Annotated in this window: 22 protein-coding genes; all 22 read right to left on the bottom strand. The window is 41.6% G+C overall.

What is annotated here, in order from left to right; translation table 11 throughout:
* Positions 1–4: 4 nt before the first annotated feature.
* The 22 genes from ACFOU2_RS04020 to ACFOU2_RS04125 all read right to left on the bottom strand — a co-directional run bounded on the left by ACFOU2_RS04020 (position 5) and on the right by ACFOU2_RS04125 (position 20,613).
* Positions 5–1,108: a prephenate dehydrogenase gene (locus tag ACFOU2_RS04020; RefSeq protein ID WP_377912431.1), complete on the bottom strand. Its 1,104-nt coding sequence runs from the start codon at positions 1,106–1,108 to the stop codon at positions 5–7.
* A 322-nt stretch (positions 1,109–1,430) separates the two neighbouring features.
* Positions 1,431–2,513 carry a histidinol-phosphate transaminase gene (gene hisC, locus ACFOU2_RS04025; protein ID WP_377912433.1) on the bottom strand — a complete coding sequence of 361 codons (1,083 nt, stop codon included), beginning with the start codon at positions 2,511–2,513 and terminating at the stop codon, positions 1,431–1,433.
* 5 nt (positions 2,514–2,518) lie between these two features.
* Positions 2,519–3,337 carry a tryptophan synthase subunit alpha gene (gene trpA / locus ACFOU2_RS04030; protein ID WP_377912435.1) on the bottom strand — a complete coding sequence of 273 codons (819 nt, stop codon included), beginning with the start codon at positions 3,335–3,337 and terminating at the stop codon, positions 2,519–2,521.
* Positions 3,297–4,532 carry a tryptophan synthase subunit beta gene (gene trpB, locus ACFOU2_RS04035; protein ID WP_377912437.1) on the bottom strand — a complete coding sequence of 412 codons (1,236 nt, stop codon included), beginning with the start codon at positions 4,530–4,532 and terminating at the stop codon, positions 3,297–3,299. Before trpB ends, trpA begins: the two co-directional genes overlap by 41 nt.
* A complete protein-coding gene (locus tag ACFOU2_RS04040; RefSeq protein WP_377912439.1) occupies positions 4,510–5,163 on the bottom strand; it encodes a phosphoribosylanthranilate isomerase in 654 nt (217 codons plus the stop codon). The genes trpB and ACFOU2_RS04040 overlap by 23 nt, the downstream gene beginning before the upstream one ends.
* Complete coding sequence (gene trpC / locus ACFOU2_RS04045; RefSeq protein WP_377912441.1) at positions 5,150–5,920, bottom strand: indole-3-glycerol phosphate synthase TrpC; 771 nt, start codon at positions 5,918–5,920, stop codon at positions 5,150–5,152. Before trpC ends, ACFOU2_RS04040 begins: the two co-directional genes overlap by 14 nt.
* Positions 5,913–6,935 carry an anthranilate phosphoribosyltransferase gene (trpD, locus tag ACFOU2_RS04050; RefSeq protein ID WP_377912443.1) on the bottom strand — a complete coding sequence of 341 codons (1,023 nt, stop codon included), beginning with the start codon at positions 6,933–6,935 and terminating at the stop codon, positions 5,913–5,915. The genes trpC and trpD overlap by 8 nt, the downstream gene beginning before the upstream one ends.
* A complete protein-coding gene (trpE, locus tag ACFOU2_RS04055; RefSeq protein ID WP_377912445.1) occupies positions 6,916–8,451 on the bottom strand; it encodes an anthranilate synthase component I in 1,536 nt (511 codons plus the stop codon). Before trpE ends, trpD begins: the two co-directional genes overlap by 20 nt.
* A 253-nt stretch (positions 8,452–8,704) precedes the next feature.
* Positions 8,705–9,085, bottom strand: a complete 381-nt coding sequence (aroH, locus tag ACFOU2_RS04060) for a chorismate mutase (protein ID WP_377912447.1) — start codon at positions 9,083–9,085, stop codon at positions 8,705–8,707.
* Between the two features lie 4 nt (positions 9,086–9,089).
* A complete protein-coding gene (aroB, locus tag ACFOU2_RS04065) occupies positions 9,090–10,175 on the bottom strand; it encodes a 3-dehydroquinate synthase (protein WP_377912449.1) in 1,086 nt (361 codons plus the stop codon).
* Entirely contained in the window at positions 10,175–11,347 is a 1,173-nt protein-coding gene (gene aroC, locus ACFOU2_RS04070) for a chorismate synthase (protein WP_377912451.1), read from the bottom strand. The genes aroB and aroC overlap by 1 nt, the downstream gene beginning before the upstream one ends.
* A gap of 328 nt (positions 11,348–11,675) precedes the next feature.
* Positions 11,676–12,449 (bottom strand): CheR family methyltransferase, encoded by a 774-nt coding sequence (locus ACFOU2_RS04075; protein ID WP_377912453.1) that lies wholly within the window; start codon positions 12,447–12,449, stop codon positions 11,676–11,678.
* Between the two features lie 124 nt (positions 12,450–12,573).
* On the bottom strand, positions 12,574–13,020 hold the full coding sequence (ndk, locus tag ACFOU2_RS04080) for a nucleoside-diphosphate kinase (RefSeq protein WP_377912455.1): 447 nt from the start codon (positions 13,018–13,020) through the stop codon (positions 12,574–12,576).
* A 94-nt stretch (positions 13,021–13,114) separates the two neighbouring features.
* Complete coding sequence (gene hepT, locus ACFOU2_RS04085) at positions 13,115–14,080, bottom strand: heptaprenyl diphosphate synthase component II (RefSeq protein ID WP_377912457.1); 966 nt, start codon at positions 14,078–14,080, stop codon at positions 13,115–13,117.
* A 272-nt stretch (positions 14,081–14,352) separates the two neighbouring features.
* Entirely contained in the window at positions 14,353–15,054 is a 702-nt protein-coding gene (locus ACFOU2_RS04090) for a demethylmenaquinone methyltransferase (RefSeq protein ID WP_377912459.1), read from the bottom strand.
* A 29-nt stretch (positions 15,055–15,083) separates the two neighbouring features.
* Positions 15,084–15,863, bottom strand: coding sequence for a heptaprenyl diphosphate synthase component 1 (locus ACFOU2_RS04095; RefSeq protein WP_377912461.1), 780 nt, complete (start codon positions 15,861–15,863; stop codon positions 15,084–15,086).
* 303 nt (positions 15,864–16,166) lie between these two features.
* Positions 16,167–16,397 (bottom strand): trp RNA-binding attenuation protein MtrB, encoded by a 231-nt coding sequence (mtrB, locus tag ACFOU2_RS04100; protein ID WP_377912463.1) that lies wholly within the window; start codon positions 16,395–16,397, stop codon positions 16,167–16,169.
* Between the two features lie 15 nt (positions 16,398–16,412).
* Positions 16,413–16,979 (bottom strand): GTP cyclohydrolase I FolE, encoded by a 567-nt coding sequence (gene folE, locus ACFOU2_RS04105; RefSeq protein WP_377912465.1) that lies wholly within the window; start codon positions 16,977–16,979, stop codon positions 16,413–16,415.
* 154 nt (positions 16,980–17,133) lie between these two features.
* The gene (locus ACFOU2_RS04110; protein WP_034328581.1) at positions 17,134–17,406 is read right to left on the bottom strand and encodes an HU family DNA-binding protein; all 273 of its coding nucleotides are present in this window, start codon (positions 17,404–17,406) and stop codon (positions 17,134–17,136) included.
* A 461-nt stretch (positions 17,407–17,867) separates the two neighbouring features.
* Positions 17,868–19,346 carry a stage IV sporulation protein A gene (gene spoIVA / locus ACFOU2_RS04115; RefSeq protein WP_377912467.1) on the bottom strand — a complete coding sequence of 493 codons (1,479 nt, stop codon included), beginning with the start codon at positions 19,344–19,346 and terminating at the stop codon, positions 17,868–17,870.
* 330 nt (positions 19,347–19,676) lie between these two features.
* The gene (locus tag ACFOU2_RS04120; protein WP_377912469.1) at positions 19,677–20,387 is read right to left on the bottom strand and encodes a hypothetical protein; all 711 of its coding nucleotides are present in this window, start codon (positions 20,385–20,387) and stop codon (positions 19,677–19,679) included.
* Between the two features lie 25 nt (positions 20,388–20,412).
* A complete protein-coding gene (locus tag ACFOU2_RS04125) occupies positions 20,413–20,613 on the bottom strand; it encodes a DUF2768 domain-containing protein (RefSeq protein ID WP_377912471.1) in 201 nt (66 codons plus the stop codon).
* Positions 20,614–21,060 lie beyond the last annotated feature (447 nt).

The raw sequence follows: 21,060 nt of genomic DNA on the forward strand, positions 1-21,060 counted from the left end.
CATCTTAGAGCTGGATGAATGTTTCATAAGAGTGCAACTGAAGACAATTTTGGGCTTTTTTACGATCTTCCTCTGTCTGGAAGCTCAAACGTAAAACCCCGTAAATGTCCTCCCTCGTCTCCAGAATGCGAATATTGGTAATACTAATCTTTTCTTCAGCAAGATAACCCGTTACCTCTGATATAATACCAGGATAATCGGGAACATCCACATACAAATCGTAAAACGAAGGAATGGCTCCTCTCGCTCTCACAGGCAATCCGTCACGAAATTGCTTCGCTTTAGAGAAATAGTGGTAAATTCGTTCCGCATCTCCTTTTTCAATCATATTACGAACATCGTTCATTTCATCTAACCATTGTTCAAACATGGAAAGAAGCGCTTCTTTATTATGCAATAAAATATCGCGCCACATAGCGGGACTGCTTGAAGCAATGCGCGTAATATCCCTGAATCCTCCTGCTGCGAGTTTTGTCACAAGCTCATGCTGACGCTGATATTTTTCCGTTTGATGAACAAGGCTGGCAGCAATGATATGCGGAAAATGGCTGATGACACCCGCAATCCGATCATGTTCTTCAGGAGACAACGTAATAAAGTTGGCTTTCGTCCCCTTCAATAAGTGAGTTAAAACATGAATATCATCTTTTGACGCTTCTGCAGAAGGTGTCAATATATAAAAAGCATTTTCAAATAAATGAGCTTTAGCAGCCGTTACGCCGCTTTTATGCGAACCAGCCATCGGATGTCCCCCGATAAAGCGAATCCCTTGATTTGCTAACAGCTCACTCTTTTCCACGATTTGCTTTTTTGTACTTCCGACATCCGTCACAATCACGTCTTGTTTTAAAGGTAAAGAAGAAAGTTCAACTAATACATGCTCTGCCTGAGTAACCGGTACAGCAATGATAATGAAATCAGCGTCCCTTACTCCCTCTTCCAATGAAGAAGTTGCTTCATCCACCACTTTCAGCGACTTTGCCAGTTTCAGCTGTTCCTCGTTCACATCGAACCCAATGATGGTGGTCTGGGGATATTCCGCTTTGATGGCAAGTGCAAGTGATCCGCCAATTAAACCTAAGCCGATGACAAAAACGCTCTTTTCCAATTTGGGCACCTCAAATCTTAAACACCATATGTTTTGATTTTTTCACATAGATGAAAAATAGGAAAGGAGGGTGTCCCAAAACCATGAAAAGACCGTTGGCTTCAGAACACCCCATGAATGAATCTTCATGAAGAATGCAATAAAAACACAAATCTCCACGCCCATTCCTTTTATCCCACTCTAACGGGCAGTAAGACTCCACTTCAAGCTGCGCTGAGCAGGAGATAAAACTGCCCATAAGAGCCCGATTTGTTCAACTAACTCTCGATTCGTTGGGAATAAATCCTCCAAGGAGGATAAAGATTCCCGATTGAGTTTCGCTTTATTGGATATACTGCTCAAGCAATGAAATAATTTTTTCATTTTGTTGTTTTGATCCTACTGTAATGCGTACAGAAGTCGGGAAGCCAAGCGCATTTCCAGAGCGTACGATAACGCCTCTTTCTAATAAATATTGAAACACTTCATCTCCCGGACGGTTAAAATCGATTAAAATAAAATTGGTTTCAGAAGGATAATAACTCAATTGATGCTGCTGGCAAAATTCATAAAACTGCTGCAACCCTTCATTGTTCAGCTGCTTGCAGCTTTTAATAAACTCTTGATCTCCTAAAGCCGCATAGGCAGCTGCTTGTGCAATTCTATTTGTATTAAACGGCTCTCTTGCAGGTTCGATTTGCTGTAAAAACTCTTCATTGGCAATGCCGTATCCGACACGCAGCGAAGCTAAGCCGTACGCTTTTGAGAACGTTCTTAAAATCATTAAGTTTGGATACTTCTCCAACAATGGGACACTTTCCGGAAAATCAGGAGCACTCACATACTCATAATACGCCTCATCTAACACGACAAGAACAGAGGTTGGGACTTTATCTAAAAACGATATTAATGTGTCTTCATTGACATATGTACCAGTCGGATTATTCGGGGTACATACCCACACGACACGAGTGTTCTCATCTATTGCTCCCAACATCCCTTGTAAGTCATGATCGCCATCGATAAGCGGCACCTCACGAATTTCCGCTCCTTCAATAATTGCATTATGGCGATATTGCGAAAATGTAGGAGTTGCCATTACCGTGTTTGTGTCAGGAGATAATAGAGCACGACAAATAACTTGAATGACCTCGTCCGATCCATTTCCGAAAATCAGTTGCTTCTCGTTTACCTGAAGATGTTTGGCTAGTTTTTCGCGCAAAACAGCAGCATAGCCGTCCGGATATAATGCCATATTTTCCAATTCCGCTTCGATTGCAGCCTTCACGTTCGGTGAGCAACCATATGGGTTTTCGTTCGATGCCAATTTAATGACTTCACGCAAGCCATACTCTTTCTTGACTTCTTCGATTGGCTTCCCCGGCTTATACGGAGATAATGTGAGTAACTGTTCTTTTACCTTCAACTATCTTACACCTCGCATGTGATAATAGGCGAAATGATAGAAGTTACGTATTCCTGAAAATCTTGGAGCGACCGTTCCCTCGTTTCCTCCTCGAGAAGGGACGTTTCTAAACTAGCAATCTTATGAACAATCGCGCTTCCGATGACAATACCGTCACATTCACCTTTGAGCAGCTCTACTTGATTCGCCGCCGAAATGCCGAATCCAACGGCTATCGGAATGTTCGTTGAAGATTTTACCTCTTGAAGAAAAGTGGAAATCCCTTCAGGCAGCTCCGATCTCATACCTGTGACTCCCAAAGATGACACGCAATACAAAAACCCTTCTGCACTTTTTGCAATTTTGTGAATGCGATCTTTAGACGTCGGAGCCACCATTGATACATATACAACATTATGTTCTTTTGCGAGCCTGCGGACTTCTTCACTTTCTTCATACGGCAAGTCGGGAATAAGCACTCCATCCATCTCATTTTCTTGCAGTAAAGTGAAAAAGTGTTCTAATCCTAATTGTAACACAGGATTAAAATAGGTAAAGAGGATGACCGGAATTTGCAGTCCTTTTTTTCTCATCCTCGGCACAAGCTCCATCGCTTTCTTAATGGACATTCCATTGCTTAATGCTCGTTTGGATGCTTCTTGAATGACGGGGCCGTCCGCAAGCGGGTCCGAGTACGGCACCCCCAATTCCAATATGGAAGCTCCCGCTTTTTGCAATGTGACCGCTAAATCGACCGTTACATCAGGATGCGGATCACCCGCTGTAATAAACGGAATAAATAAGTTATTTTTCTGCGGTAAGCGCTTCTGAAACGTTGTTGTCATTTTTCGTCTCCCCCTCAAGTAATGAAATTAAGGAATGTACATCTTTATCACCGCGGCCGGATAAGCACACTAAAATGGATTGCCCATTCGTTAAAGTCGGGGCCAATTGAAATGCCTTCGCAAGAGCATGAGCCGACTCAATCGCCGGAATGATGCCTTCTTCTTTTGTGAGAAACTGAAGTGCCTCGATTGCTTCTTCGTCTGTCACACTCTCATAGCTCACCCGGTCGATGCTTGATAAATATGAGTGTTCAGGACCAATTCCCGGATAATCCAGTCCGGCAGAAATCGAATACGGTTCGGTAATTTGGCCGTTTTCATCCTGAAGCAAATAAGTCAGCGTGCCATGAATGACCCCTTTTGTCCCTTGCGCCATTTTAGCTGCGTGCAAATTCGTATTCAGCCCCTTCCCCCCGGCTTCGACCCCGATCAATTTCACATCTTCTTGAATGAAATCATAAAACATACCAATTGCGTTGCTCCCGCCGCCGACACAAGCCACAACAACTGACGGCAGTGTTCCTTCCACTTTTAAAAATTGCTGTTTTGCCTCTTCCCCAATCACTTTTTGAAAATTACGCACCATTTTCGGATACGGATGAGGACCGATAGCGGATCCAATCAAATAGAAATGGTCTTCACAATGCTGTACCCAGTAGCGGATCGCTTCGTTTGTGGCATCCTTCAGTGTCTTCGTTCCCGAATAAACAGGAATGACTTCAGCCCCTAAAAGTTTCATGCGAAACACATTCAGTGCCTGGCGTTCAATGTCTTCAGCTCCCATGAACACTTTGCACTCCATGCCGAACTTAGCGGCGACTGTAGCCGTTGCAACCCCATGCTGTCCCGCACCCGTCTCTGCGATCAGCTTTGTCTTGCCCATACGTTTGGCCAGCAGCGCCTGGCCAATCGCGTTGTTGATTTTATGAGCCCCCGTATGGTTTAAATCTTCACGCTTCAAATAGATTTTTGCGCCCCCCAATTTTTTGGTTACATTTCCGGCGTATGTCAGTGCAGTCGGTCTGCCTGAATATTCCTTCAGCAGGTGGATGTATTCATTCAAAAACTCCGGGTCAGCCATCGCTTTATCCAACGCTGTTTCTACTTCTTCTAACGGGTACATGAGTGTTTCCGGTACATACTTTCCTCCAAACTCTCCAAATCTCCCGAATTCATCTGGAACTTGATATGTCATGAGGTATCTCCCTTTCTATTTTTTGTATTTTTTCGCCATCTTTCCGCCCATTTGTTTCGATTCCGCTTGATACATCTATTCCGTCTATGCCATAAGAAGATAACTGCACCATATTGTCAGCATCAATTCCTCCCGCTATGATGCAAGGGATTCCTGCCGTTTTAGCAAATCTTTGGTAAACAGGGACAAATCCCCAATTGAATGCCTGTCCTGTTCCGCCGAATTGTCCCTTTACTTTACTGTCAATCAAAAAGGCATCGACCACATCAGCGTATTCCTGCATTTTCTCAATCGTTTGATCAGAATGAGGGATGGCCTTCCAAACTTCAGCCGCCCCTTGCGTTTTCAATCCCCGGACGTCTTCTATCGTTTCAGCACCATGAAGCTGAATGACATCAAGAGGCACCTGTAAGGCTGTGTTCCACACTTGCTCCATCGATTCATTGACAAATACTCCAACAAGCTTTTTTTGGCCCTTGCCGAATTTCGTCACCCATCGCCTTACCTCTTCTGGTTCTACATATCGCTTGCTTTCTTTTGCGAAAATGAAACCGATATGAGTAGCTTTGCTCGTTAACACGAGCTGATAGTCCTCTTCACATGTCATACCGCAATATTTAAGAATCTGCATAAGTGCTCTCTCCAAACAACTCAAATACAGCTTCGACTTGATTTTCTTTTCTCATGAGCGATTCGCCTACAAGAATCGCTCCAGCCCCTGCTTCTTTCACTCTCACAATATCGCGGTGATGATTGATTCCGCTCTCGCTCACGAGCAAGCTGCCGCTTGGAATGGACTTGGCAATGTCGATTGTTTGCTGAATGGTTGTCTGAAACGTATGCAAATCCCGGTTGTTCACTCCAACGATGTTCGGCTGGAATAAGCGCAAAATCCCCTCAAGTGTTTTGGTACTATGAACTTCAACTAAACAATCCATCCCCTTTTCTTGCGCTTCTTCATAAAATTCTTGAAGCTGTGTGGGCTCCAAAGCTTCTCCGATCAAAAGAATGGCATCGGCGCCGATTCTCACGCTTTCTTCTATTTGACGTGAATCAATAATAAAATCTTTGCGCAATACAGGACGTTCAATATTCTTTTTGATTAGGGTTAGGTAGTCAGTGCTGCCTTGGAAATATTGTTCATCCGTCAGAACAGAAATGGCATCGGCCCCTGCCTTGTCGTACTGTGAGGCAACTTGGAGCGGATGAAAGTTTGGCTGGATTACTCCTTTTGAAGGAGAAGCCTTTTTGACCTCGGCAATAAGAGCCACTTCCCGACGAGGTGCAGCAAGCGCTTTATAGAAAGATTTTTTAGGTACGTTTTGTATCTCTGGAAGAACTAGTTTTTTTACTTCCTCTTTTTTCGTTTCAATAATTTGTTTAAGCATGTTGAACCACCTCATCATTCCGTAATGCTAAAAGCTGACGATACGCTGTCCCGCTGTCAAGCGAGTAACGGGCCAAATGAACGCCTTGCAGCAAAGAATCCGCTTTTCCGGCTACGTAAAGCGCCGCTGCCGCATTCAACAACACGGCATTTGTCGCACTTTTATTTCCTTTGTTTTGCAATACATCTATAATCATTTCAGCGCTTTCCTCCGCATTTTGGACGACCATATGCGCCATATCGCCTCTTCTTAAATTGAAATCTTCTGGCTTGATGACATATTGAGATATTTTCCCGTTTTTTACCTCCACAACATCGGTCTCAGCAGTGGCACTTATCTCATCCAAACCATCTCTTCCCACCACCAGCATGACATGCCGGGCCTCCAGCTTTACTAACGTTTCCGCCAGCTTCTTGGCCAAAGGCAAAGAGTACACCCCTATTACCTGTCTTTTGCAGCGAGCCGGATTGGCGAGAGGGCCAAGGGCATTAAACACGGTACGGAATCCAAGTTCTTTGCGGGGCTGTGCCGCGTGCTTCATTGCCGGGTGATACATCGGCGCAAATAAAAACGTCATCCCTGTCTGTTCAAGAGAGCGGATGGCCTGTTCTTCTGTTGCTTGGATCGGAATCCCAAGACGTTCCAATACATCTGCGCTCCCGCTTTTGGATGAAACGGCGCGATTGCCATGCTTCGTGATTTTCACCCCGAGGGAAGAAGCCACGATGGCACTTGCAGTTGAAATATTGAATGTTGAGGCGCCATCCCCTCCTGTCCCGCATGTATCTACAACATCATCTGTGTTTACGTTAATCGGAATCATTTTCTTTCTCATCCCGCGGACAAATCCTGTAATCTCTTCTACTGTTTCACCCCGGTATGTCAGCAATGTAAGCAAGCTGGCGATTTGTACAGGCGTTGTTTCCCCCTCCATAATTTCATCCATGAGCTTCTCCGCTTCATAAGCCGTTAGCGTTTCACCTTTCACACATTTTTTAAGCAAATCTTGAAACATAAAGATCCCCCTTCTCTTCGTACAATTGATTAGCAAGTTGAATTGTCCGGATTAAAGCGCTGGCTTTATTGCGGGTTTCTTTCCACTCAAGCTCAGGGATGGAATCAGCGACAATACCGGCTCCTGCTTGAACATAGGCACGCTCATCCTTCAACATAATCGTACGGATGGCAATGCATGAATCGATGTTTCCGTCGAAATCCAAATAAGCCACCGTTCCTGCATATACATTTCTTGCTGTCGGCTCAAGCTCGCTCAAAATTTGCATCGCGCGTATTTTAGGAGCACCGGAAACTGTACCGGCAGGAAATGCTGAAAACAGCGCATCAACAGGGTGAACATTTTCCGCTAAACGGCCTGTGACTTTGGAGATGAGATGCATCACATGAGAGAATGTGACAAGCTCCATTAAAACAGGTGTCTGTACCGAACCATATTGGGCAACTCTTCCAATATCGTTTCTTGCCAGGTCCACAAGCATATAATGCTCCGCTTGTTCCTTTTGGTCATGCAGCAAATCTTGTTGGAGTTTTTGTTCTTCTTCTTTTGTTCTCCCTCGCCGTCTTGTCCCGGCAATCGGATGAATTTCAAGGTGCCCGTTTTCGATTTGGATCAACCTTTCAGGTGAACTCCCGACTAACTCCGCTCCCTCCACTTTAATGTAAAACAAATAAGGAGAAGGATTGACAAGGCGCAATACACGATAAATTTGAAAACCGGATACATTTACCGGCATCTCGAACCGTTGCGATAACACGGCCTGAAAAATGTCGCCGCTCCGAATGTATTCTTTGATTGTGTCAACATCCTGTAAAAACTTTTCTTTTTCATATGTCGATTGAACGGCTGTAAAATCTACTTCTCCTTGATTCGACTCAAACACCAGCGGTGCCGCTTTTACTGTTGAGTCACTTAGCTGTTTAATATAGTCATTCATTTTTCCGATGGCCTTTTCATAAATGGATCTTTTCTCTTGCTCCGTTTCCTGCCCGTTTAAACGCACATAATGAATCATTGTCAGCTCTTTTTGTTGATGATGATAGGCCAAAATTGTTTCGCAATAGACAAAGTAAAAACGTTTCATGGCAAGGTCGTTATTGGCTGGAAGAGAAATGTTCTCCACCATGGAAACTGCATCATACCCCATGTAACCGACTGCTCCCCCTTTAAACGGGAGAGGAATATCCACCTGCTTTAACTTTAAGATTTTTAACGATTCGTCAAAGATTTCTTTAAAACTTCCTTTTTCGCAAAAAGGCTGATGGTTGGCATCGCTTAAGCGAAACGTTCCCTTTTCCTCTTCCAAGTATAAGAAGGGATTCAAGCCGATAAAGGAATAATTGCCCCATGGGGAACTAGAATCATTGCTTTCGAGCAAATACACGGCTTCTTCCTGTAAGCGTTGAAACATCTCAACCGGCGTTAAGGCATCTAAATACATTTTTCTTGCAATGGGAATTGTTAAATGATGGAAAGAATCTTCTAAAAACGTGGAAACATTTTGTGACTGATTCATTTTACTCACTCCTCCATATCCATTAAGGACGGAGAATGAGAAAAGAATGAGGTTTTAGGTATAAATTGTCTTTATCAATTGAGGATATAAAAACAAAGACACAAAAACCCAAAGACAGTAATATGCCTTTGGGTAAATGGACAAATTAAAAAACAAACTCAGCTAACCTCTTCTCAACTCTCTCATTCTCATCTACCCTAAACTCAACTATATATCATTAAACTAAAAATTAATCTCAACTGTTTTCATTCTATTACGAATTTTCATCCCTTGTCAAGGAAAAATCTGGTCTTAGCGAAACAGCCTCTCTTAAATAAATATGTTTGACTTCCTTTTGAGGAATGTCTACATTAACCGTCATCATGACACGAATGCATTTAGGAAGTGAATCAGGCACAGGAATTTCTCGCATACACATTACCGGAACGTGCGCCCACCCCTCAATGGTGCGCAACGCTTTTGCCGGAAAGGCCGCATTTAGATCGTCTGTGACAGATAGAAGGACAGAAGCCACTTGCTCAGGCACAAGCTGGTTGGCCTCGATCATTTGAAGAACCAATTTCTCCGTTTCTGCTATTATTTCATCCCCATCATTTCTGTGTACGGTTGTCGCTCCTCGAATTCCTCGAATCAACGATTCAGCCTCCTTTTATTTCATCTTCCAATAAAGTGAGTAATAGCTCGTTCTCCACTTCATTTACAGTCGGCACACCTACTTGCTTTAGCAATACCATCCGAATTGAGCTTCCCTCATTTTTCTTATCTGCCTTCATTTTATCCAACAGGATGGCCGGTGATAAAGAAGCCGGTATGGACGTCTCATAGCCCAATTGCTCAAGCCATTGGCAAAAGCCTTGAAGGTCAAACTCCAGCTGATGAACTTTCCGGCTTAGCTTGAGAGCGAATACCATTCCAATGACAACCGCTTCTCCATGTGTCACTTTTCCGTATCCTAAAGCTGCTTCAATAGCATGGCCGAGTGTGTGGCCAAAGTTTAAAAATGCACGTATCCCTTTTTCCGCCTCATCTTCCGCTACGATGCCCGCTTTGACCAAAATCCCTTTTTCAATGACATAGGACAAATGCTCACCTTTTAAATCGGTCATACGATGTATATGTGTCGTCAGCCAATCATAGAAGTTATATTCACTGATCAGGGCATGCTTGATGACCTCAGCAAAACCTGAAAGCCATTCTTTTGGTGGAAGAGACTGCAGGAAATCCATATCATAAAACACCGCTTCAGGCTGATAAAAAGCCCCGATCATATTTTTCCCCAATTCATGGTTGATGGCCACTTTACCGCCGACCGCACTATCATGAGCCAGCAAAGTCGTGGGGACTTGAATAAACGGGATGCCTCTCATATAAGTGGCGGCAACAAAACCAGCCAAATCACCGACTACTCCCCCCCCGAAAGCAATAATAATGGAATGGCGGTCCAGTTGCTGTTCAAGGGCATATGTATGACATTGATAAAACTGTTCAAACGATTTAGCTTGCTCTCCGCTCGGTATGACATATAAGCATGTCGGAAAAGCTTGCGATAAAACATCCATCATTTTTGATCCATAATGACGATGTACCGCTTCATCTGTAATGACCATTACTTTGGTTACATTCGGCTTGATGTCCAACACTATGCGTGGCAGTTCCCCCAACATGGAGGCACCAAGGAATAGTGGATATGTTTTAGAAGACGTATGGATATTGATCGTTTTCATTAAAATTCCCTCGCATATGCACGCATCTTCTCAACATTGTCGGCAATCAAGTCTAGACGATCCTGCCCGAATTGTTCAACGATCGCATTGGCCACTTCCCATGCCACGACCGCTTCGGCGACAACGCTTGCGGCCGGAACAGCGCAGCTGTCTGAACGCTCGATACTCGCTTCAAACTCTTCTTTTGTTTCAATATCCACGCTCTTTAATGGCTTGTATAGAGTCGGAATCGGCTTCATGACACCTCGCACGACAATCGGCATTCCATTTGTCATTCCGCCTTCAAAGCCGCCCAAGTTGTTCGTTTTCCTTGTATATCCTTCTTGTTCATTCCATAAAATCTCATCATGCACCTGGCTTCCCGGCAATCTTGCCGCTTCAAAGCCAATTCCAAATTCTACACCTTTGAAAGCATTGATGCTAATCATCGCAGCTGCGATTTTAGCATCCAATTTGCGATCATATTGCACATAACTGCCAACTCCAACGGGCATACCTTCTACGATCACTTCTACGACTCCGCCAATGGAATCACCGTTTTGCTTGGCATCATCAATCGCTTGCATCATTTTCGGTTCTGCTTCTTTATCAAAGCATCTGACAGGTGACTCTTCTGTAACAGCTGCCAATTGCTCAAGTGATTCATATATTGGAGAAGCCGCTTCAATTCCGCCAATTTCCAAAACGTGACCGACCACTTTAATTCCGAGCTGCTCTAACAACTTTTTCGCTACCGCTCCAGCCGCTACCCTTACTGTCGTTTCGCGTGCCGAGGAACGCTCTAGCACGTTGCGCATATCACGATGACCGTATTTGATGGCCCCGTTTAAATCGGCATGCCCCGGTCTTGGGCGAGAAATCTTGCGTTTTACTTCTTCCATCTCGTCTGCCGCAATCGGTTCAATCCCCATAATTTTGGTCCAATGTTTCCAGTCGTTGTTTTCCACTACAAGTGTGATAGGAGAGCCTAACGTATAACCATGGCGAACACCACTCAAAATTTGGACTTTATCTTTTTCAATTTGCATTCGTCTGCCGCGTCCGTGCCCTTTTTGCCTTCTCGCTAAATCTTCATTGATATCTTCCGCAGTTAAAGGCAGTCCTGCCGGAATTCCTTCTAAAATGGTTGTGAGTTGAGGGCCGTGTGATTCCCCTGCCGTTAAGTATCTCATTTGTTATCCTCCGTTCATTATGCACTCGATAAAATCTGAATGTTTTTACTTTTATGTATGAATATAGCACATTTTTTTTCTTCATGGTACTTTCTTTTCAGCATCCTGAACAAAAATATAAAGAAAACTCGCCAATTGACGAGCTATAAAGGTGAAGACAGGGGCGTAGTTGCGCTTATACTTCACACTTCAAATGGGCTGCTTCCTCGCATCGGCTTCAGTGTTGACCCTTTATCCTTTCTGAACGTACAAAAAGAACCCACCCTGTCGATGAATTCTTTTATACTTTTCCCCTATTATATTCACAATGTGATTTTTTTCTCAAGTATCACATTTTCCGATAAAAAAAGGGATCCTCTGTTTCGAGTCCATATGTTGAAGGATTAAAGATTTGTTCCGTGCTCCCAATAAAGAAAATTCCTGTTTTCGTTAATGCTTTACTAAACTTTTGATAGAGTAAATGTTTTGCTTCTTCCGTAAAGTATATCAAAACATTTCGGCACACAATAAGATCAAAATTCTGATCAAACGGATCTGAAAGAAGATTATGTTTTCTAAATGTCACCGTGCGTTTAATCTCGTCGGACACTTTATAAAACATGCCTTCTTTCGTAAAATATTTTTCTTTTATATACGGTGGAACTTCCTGCATCGCTCTTTCATTATAAAATCCGATCTTTGCTCTTTGAATGACATTGTCATCAATATCTGTTGCTAATATATGTATTTGGGACAGAGGATAAAAAGAAGATAGAATCATGGCCAGCGTATACGGTTCTTCTCCCGTTGAACATGCTGCACTCCACACTTTCAACTTTCGTTTATCACGAACCATATTGGGTAAAATCTTTTTTTCAAGCACTTCCCATCGCTTTGCATTTCGATAAAATTCCGACACATTGATTGTCATTCGATCCAAAAACTCAGCAAACAAGTCCGTGTCCCGATTCATAGCATCGAAAAATGAAGAAAATGACTGATATCCTTTTTTTTCGTAAAGGGATATCAACCTCCTTTTCATCTGTGCTTCTTTGTAGAGCGATAAATCTATTCCTGTTTTTCGCTTTATTTTTCCAACGAAGTCTTGATAATCATTCGACATTGTCCATACTCCCCGCACATGATAAAATCCAAAATTAAGGTTTATTAGTATATCGCCCGCCTAATACAAAAGTTTAGCCTGTTTCTATAAAAAATCTGCCCCGGCAAAATCCGGGGCAGATTTTTTAATAAATGCAGCTATTAACTGCTTTTTCGTAGCTTACAAGCTCTTCCTCTTTAAAGAAAAGACCGATTTCACGCGCGGCACTTTCAGGAGCATCCGATCCGTGAATAATATTTTTATCTACGACTAAACCATAGTCTCCACGAATAGTACCTGGTAATGCTTCTTTCGGATTTGTTTTTCCCATCATTTGACGTGCTGTTGCAATGACATCGTCTCCTTGCCATACCATTGCAAACACAGGACCTGAAGTGATGAAGCTAACAAGATTATCGAAAAACGGCTTTTCTTTATGCTCGCCGTAATGCTGCTGGGCTAACTCTGGTGAAATTTGCATTAATTTAGCCCCGACTAATTGAAAGCCCTTTCTTTCGAAACGGGAAACGATTTCCCCGATAATATTTCGTTGAACTCCATCTGGTTTGACCATAAGAAATGTTCTTTCCATTTAATTCTCCACCCCCGAAGTATGTATATTGGAAGCGTAATCACATCCAACAAAAATATTAACATTCTTTTTGTATTTTGACAACGTCCCGTCCTTAAAATTTACGGTTTCCAATAAATTCGGCAATTTTGTGTAGTGTACTCTTCGCTTTATTGGATGGGAGTTCTTCCAACAGGACTAACGCTTTTTGCAAATAGCGTTGGCTCATCTTAAATGATTGCTGAATGGAACCGGAAGATTTTATATGTGAAATCACTTCGTCGATATGATATTCAGGGTGATCGGATTCGAACAATTGCTCAATTTTTTTGCGCATTTCAGGATCCTGAATGGCATATAAAACAGGTAGTGTAATATTTCCTTGCAGCAAATCGCTTCCAGCCGGTTTGCCGAGTTGTTCAGCAGACGCAGTAAAATCAAGAATGTCATCCGTAATTTGAAAGGCCATTCCCACATTATAGCCAAACCAGAATAAACGCTTATGTACCGCTTCAGGTGCCCCCGCAGCAATTGCTCCTAATTGACAGCTGGCGGCAATCAAAAGTGCCGTTTTTCGTTTAATACGACGTAAATAAGTGCGAAGGTTCTGATTTAAATCATATTTATCTTTAATTTGTTCAATTTCACCCAAGCATACTTCTACAATGGTTTTAGACAAAATCTCATGTGCCCTCACATCTTGAATATTGGCCATTAATTCTAAAGAACGCGCGAAAACATAATCGCCTGTATACATTGCGATACGATTATCCCATTTTGCCTTAATGGTCGGCTTCCCTCTTCTTGTGTCCGCATCATCTATGACATCGTCATGAACGAGCGAGGCCATATGAATTAGCTCGAGCGCAATAGCTACATTTTTAATAATCTCGATATCATAATGGCCAAACTTTCCCGATAACAACACAAACACAGGACGAATTCGCTTTCCCCCTGCTTGTAAATAGTGAAGAGAAGTTTCACTGATCAATGCATAATCGGTTTGGATTGCCTGCTCCAACTCTTTCTCAATGAGCGCAATATCTGAATTTAAAAAGCCGTACATCATTTTCAATTTCATTACATTCACCTTGTTATTTATATTCGCTCTCCGCTATTGGCACCAATGACTGCCAATTAAATATAACTCCATCAGCAAAGGGTTTTCTTGATCTCCCGCTAGTGACCCGTTGAACCGATTAGGCTCTAATGGGCGGGATAAAAAGATGAAAGGTCGCAATAAGAAACATGACCTTTCATAACAAATAAACTATGTTGAATTTTGAGAAAACATGCGAAATAGGGATTTTGAATTAGACAACGTTAGGCTCCCTACAACCTAGAAATAATTGGTTATTTATATCCTAAATGCATCGCCGCTACCCCGCCGGTATATGATTTTACTTCTATTTGTTTAAAGCCTGCTTGACGGAACATATCAGCTAACTCTTTTCTTCCTGGGAAATCACGAGCTGACTCTTGAAGCCATGAATATTCACCATAGCTTTTGGCCAGCAATCTTCCAAGCAGCGGCATGAAATATTTAAAATATAACAAATAAAGCTGGCGATAACCGATTAAAGTAGGCTGTGAAGTCTCAAGACAAACGACCTTACCGCCCGGCTTCACCACTCGGTACATTTCACGCAATACTTGCATGTAATCAGGAACATTTCGCAACCCAAATCCGATTGTTACATAATCAAATGAATTATCTTCAAAAGGCAACTCCATGGCATTCCCATGCACCAGCTTTACATTTGATAACTTGTGCGCCTCTACTTTTTGATGACCAATCTTCAGCATATTTTGACTAAAATCAAGCCCAGTCACATGACCGTCTTTCCCGACCGCATCAGCAAGAGCGATCGTCCAATCCGCCGTACCACAGCAAACATCAAGGGCTTTTGCCCCTTTTTGAACGTTCATTCGCTTCATGGTATCTTTTCTCCACGCTACGTGACGCTGAAAACTGATCACCGAATTCATTTTATCGTAGTTTTCGTAAATTTTCTCAAAAACTCCATGAACTCGTTCTTCTTTTGATTGCTGCATCATTTTTCCTTCTTCCACAACTATTTTTTTCAGTGGTTTGACGTACTCATTATTAATTGATTTAGATTCATTTTTAATTGTTCATTAAAATGAAGGGAGCTATTCAAATCATCAATGATTTTTCTCGATTTGCTAATATAATGCTCTACGATCTCCAGTATATCTTGATGGTCGTCTTTATGTATAGACAAATAGCTTCTTAACCAATCGAATAATCTAGAGGTCCCATGATTTATATAAACCATCTTCTCATGAATGAGTCTTTTGATAAATAGGGCATGAGCCAATAGCCGCTTCCACTCTTCATTGTGAAAATAAGAACAGACGCTTTGAATCAAGGCTGTTTCAATGGTGAATAGGCTGTTCATCATATCGTCAACAGATTGAAACTCCTGCTTATAGTATTTCATCTTCTCTACATTGATCATCTTAATAGCAGATGCAGTCTCACTCATAAATTGAAGAAAACCGTTTTTGGAAAGATAATTATAGTATAGACTACTGTAGTGAACACCAGCTAATACCGTCAGCTGCCTCTCTTGCAGAAGATGTTGGTCATTCATTACAGGTTCAGTGGAGACTAAATCATGGGTATCAAGTGCAATTTGAACGAGCATGACCGAAATGACATAAACTTTCAATTGCTCCTCTTTCACTGAAGCTTGTTGCATGAAGGAACATAAGTATAGTAATTTGTCTTCATCTATGATTGGATGATGAATAAACTTTTTTACATATGGATGATTTAATTCACTTTGCAGCCGCTCTTTAATCTCAGCTACGATATCAATGATGTTTTGCACAATCATCACCCTTGTCTCCCTTTCATCTTACAATGCACCCATTTGCTGCAAACAAATAGACAATGTCAATTATAACATAACTGCCTTTTAAAAAAACTATTATTTTCTCTATTCTAGCCTTGCCTTTTAAAATTTTATACTTTTTCCAAATCATTCATTTTGGAACAGGGAAGGGTGTTAATTTGAAAGGGCAAAAAAGGTTTTGTTCGAACTTTTGACATTTTCATCCCAACGGGACCGCTCACATCCAACAAAGGCATCAGCTAGGACAGCGAATCACATGACAATCTTTCCGCTGTCCCCGCCACTTTATTTTTTAGATTCTGATTCCACTTCTCCATGAGAAGTTTGAATGAGCGCTTTTCCTCTTACTTTAATGGCAGAAGTATGCTCCGTGAATTGCGCAATCATTACTTCACCTTTGTCCAATTTCTCGGAATGATGAAATCTTGTATCAGATCCTCTGGTTAAACCAATAACGTTCACGCCATCTTCTACAGCTTTGATTACAATAAAATCACTCGATTGGTTTGATGACATTACGATGCCCCCCTATTATGATTTGATGAAAGAAAGTACTTCAGCACGCGCTGCTGCATCTGTCTCTAGCACGCCTCTTACAGCAGACGTAACCGTCATAGCGCCAGGCTTTTTCACGCCGCGCATCGTCATGCACATGTGTTCGGCTTCCACGACAACCATTACACCATGCGGTTCTAACGTTTCGACAATGGAATCAGCAATTGTTGAAGTGATGCGCTCTTGAAGCTGTGGTCTGCGGGCAACAGCTTCTACTGCACGAGCAAGTTTGCTTAATCCTGTCACTTTTCCGCCTTTTGGAATATAGGCAACATGAGCTTTTCCGTAAAACGGCACTAAATGATGCTCACACATGGAGTAAAAAGGGATGTCTTTTACAAGGACAAGCTCTTCGTGATCTTCGCCAAATACCGTTTTGAAATGCTCTTTTGGGTCTTCATTTAACCCAGCAAACACTTCTTCATACATTTTGGCAACACGTTTTGGTGTATCTAATAATCCTTCGCGATTTGGGTCTTCACCGATTGCTTCCAGGATCAATCTTACCGCCTGTTCGATTTGTTCTTTATTCACAGATGACATAGTAGCGTCCCCCAGTTCATAACCTTATGTTAAATAACTCAAAGAAATTCTAGCATAAGCCGTATATAAAGGCAAAAAAGAAAGGCCGCTGAATGCGCGACCTTTCTCCTCTCTTTTTAATAATTGGTTTTAACCAATTTATTCTATGTAGAGATTATTTTACAGCGTCTTTTAATGCTTTACCTGGTTTGAAAGCAGGAACTTTGCTTGCTGGGATTTCAATTTCATCACCAGTTTGTGGATTACGTCCTTTGCGAGCAGCACGTTCGCGTACTTCGAAGTTACCAAAACCGATAAGCTGCACCTTATCACCATCTTTTAAAGCATCTAAAATTGTATCAAAAACAGCATCAACTGCTTTTGTAGCGTCCTTTTTAGAAAGTTCACTTGCTTCAGCAACTGCATTGATTAAGTCTGTTTTGTTCATGCCATTCACCTCCTCCCAAAGAGAAATCGTATTATAATAGCTAGAAACCTTTTTGTAAAGGGAATCTAGTAATTCTTCGTATTTTCATTTCTTCACAAATTATGTCATTCTTATACATTAAAACAAGCGTTTTTTGTTAATATGCCTTATCATAAACGATTCTGAACGAGAATTCAACGGTTTTCCGGGGAAAACCTATCCAGATATGGAAAAACTATTAATATCAATGAATTTCTGATAAAAGATTAACATAACCATAAGCCCATATCAAGTTAAATCTATGTGAAAATGCCCTTTTTACGCTCTTTTTTCCCTTTTCTTTCACTTCATCGACTTTACATTTTCAAAAACCGAATGTTATAATCTGTAAAATTCCTAGTGAAACTGACAAACTAACCATGTATAAAAGATCTCGGCATTACTATTACGCTAAAAAAAGACCCCTTATAAAAGGAGTCTTCCTATAAAATGATGGCGATTAATCCGCCGGATCCTTCATTGATGATGCGCTCTAATGTTTCCTTCAACTTATAGCGCGCATTTTCCGGCATAAGAGATAATTTCCCCTGTATCCCCTCCCTTACAATGGAGCTCAACGAACGTCCAAAGATATCTGAGTTCCAAATGGACAGCGGATCATCTTCAAAATCTTGCATTAAATAACGGACAAGCTCCTCACTTTGTTTTTCTGTTCCGATAATTGGCGCAAATTCGGATTCGACATCCACTTTAATCATATGAATAGAAGGAGCAACCGCTTTGAGACGAACACCAAATCGAGAACCTTGGCGAATGATTTCCGGTTCTTCCAAGCTCATGTCAGCAAGGGAAGGAGCAGCTACACCATATCCCGTCTGCTTCACCATCCTAAGCGCATCGGATACCTGGTCGTATTCCGCCTTTGCATGTGCAAAGTCCTGCATAAGCTGAAGCAAATGATCGCGTCCCCGGATTTCCACACCAACTACTTCTTTTAAAATTCGATCGTATAGATCATCTGGTGCATAAAGGTCAATTTCCGCTACTCCCTGCCCCATAATCATGCCCGCTAACCTGGCACTATCAATAAACTCATATTCCCCGAATTGTTCTACCACACGGTCGACATCACGCAAACGCTTAATATCTTTCACTGTTTCCTGAACAGCTTCTTGGTAGCTTTCTCTCAACCAATGCTGATCTTTTAATACCATTACCCAGCTTGGTAGATTGACATTCACTTCAAGTACAGGGAATTCAAATAACGCTTCTCTTAAAACATTATACACATCGCTTTCGCGCATGCTTTCCACACTCATCGCAAGCACTGGGATATCATACTTTTCCACTAGCTCCGCACGTAATTTTTCCGTTTCCGGATTATGGGGGTGCACAGAGTTTACGATCATAATAAACGGCTTACCCACTTCTTTTAACTCGGCAATGACCCTTTCTTCTGCCTCTACATAGTCCTGGCGTGGAATTTCTCCGATGGATCCATCTGTCGTGATGACCACGCCGATGGTAGAGTGCTCTTGGATGACCTTTCTTGTACCGATTTCAGCTGCTTCATGAAACGGTATTGGCTCTTCGTACCAAGGTGTATTGATCATTCTTGGTCCATTTTCATCTTCATATCCTTTCGCTCCCGGAACCGTATAACCTACACAGTCGACCAAACGGATATTAACTTGCAGTCCATCTTCGACTTGAACGTTCACCGCTTGGTTTGGAACAAATTTCGGTTCCGTCGTCATAATGGTTCGTCCTGCTGCACTTTGCGGCAATTCATCTTGGGTTCTTGTACGGTCTGCCTCATTTTCAATATTCGGTAATACCACAAGTTCCACAAACTTTTTTATAAAGGTAGATTTTCCTGTTCGTACGGCACCTACCACACCTAAATATATGTCTCCTCCAGTTCGTTCTGCAATATCTTTAAAAATATCGACTTTTTCCACGAGATTCCCTCCGATCTAAGAGTTCATGGGATTATAGTATCCATTGCCATGATAGATTAGGACACTATATGTGTATGACGTTGTCCTATTAAAATATGACTTCTGGAATAAATTTTAATGATTTATGGTTTTGGCCCTTAAATTGCATAATAAAAACCCCTTCTCTCTGATTGTATTTCAGCGCGAAGGGGTTCATGACTTATTTTTTAAAGAAAACCAGCCCGTTAGCCAGTCTGTAAAAACCAAGTCAGGGGCACAATCGCCCTTATATTTTTGACTTAAAACTGGCAGCTTCATCGGCCCGGCACTTCGTTTTTAGTTTATACTTTCTTAATGTACTAAAAAGACAGGTTCATTCTTTTTTGAATCAATCGTATATGGAAGCGAGTATGCCGGAACAAAATCCGAATCTTGCACGAGTAAAGGAAGAATATCCTCCCCTGGCTTATACGTACGTTTGTATTTTTGCAGACGATCATATAAATCCATTGAATAATCAACAAATACTTCTCCCTTATGATTAATCACAAGAGGCAAGTTTTTCCCGCTGAATGGGCTTATAACATATGGTTCCTCTTCATACCCGATTTTTTTGTAATCGATCGTAAAGATGCCTTTGGCGATCATCTCTTTAAACGGGGGATACTTGTAAGCTTTCATTCTTATTTTGATATCGCGAATTTGTTCCGCTATTCTTAAATCAATTAACTTAACGGTTGGATTCGTTTCTACGTCCACCAACACATATGAAAAGACTCCTCCATTTTCAAAAGCTGTTCCCGGAGGTTCTTGCATATATTTCGGGACTAGCTTATTGAAATCAATTGGATACTTTTGATAGATAGGCGTATTCATATCGCGCGTTTTGATTGGCAATAGTCCCTCGCTGTCTGTACGATATTGATTAACTGCCGTTTGTACAGCTGCCAGTTGATCTTTGTAAGCCACCTGATTTTTTACCAGTTTTTCGTTAGGATACAAGCAGCCTGATAATAGAACGATCATCAAGGAACTGACAAGCAGCATGAACGATTTTTTCATATTTTTGACTCCTACCTTATGCAAATTACTGTTGAACAGGTCCGCTGAATACAACGAAAATAATAATAATTCCAGCAACAATCATACACGAATAAGCAATAAGAGCGGTTAAAAACTTAAAGAAGCCTTTTAATTTAAAACGGCTCAAATAAATAAAGATAACTGCAAGAAACATCAATCCCATAGACCCAAAAGAAATCCACATTTTCATTAATGCCGGCGACATGTTCTCAACTCCTTTTCCGACACTCATTATAACATAGGAAAGTTATTTGTAAGCGCTAAAATTATCTGAATCTACATAAATAAACGGACATGAACAAAAAGCATTCATGCCCAATTATTTCAACCTATCTACGATGTTAGAACAGAAGGATCGCGAATAGCATAAGACAGAAGAACTCGCGTTGAAAGATGAAGTTGGATTTATATAAAAAGACAATTCATAGTTTACTACATTATGACCACGAAAAAACTGAAGCAAAGGGGGCTTCTTTGCTTCAGCATCAACTAAACATCCCATACACCAACAGTTCGACTCATGTTGTCGTACATTGTATCGTATGCACTTCTTCTCCTTTTTGTATCACCAATTCACCAAATTCTTTCCTATCTGTCCTTTTTTCTAACCATGATAAAAAAAGAAAGACAAGCAGTCGAGAACTGCCTGCCC

Source organism: Bacillus songklensis (assembly GCF_042649685.1).
GTDB lineage: Bacteria > Bacillota > Bacilli > Bacillales > Bacillaceae_H > Bacillus_BA > Bacillus_BA songklensis.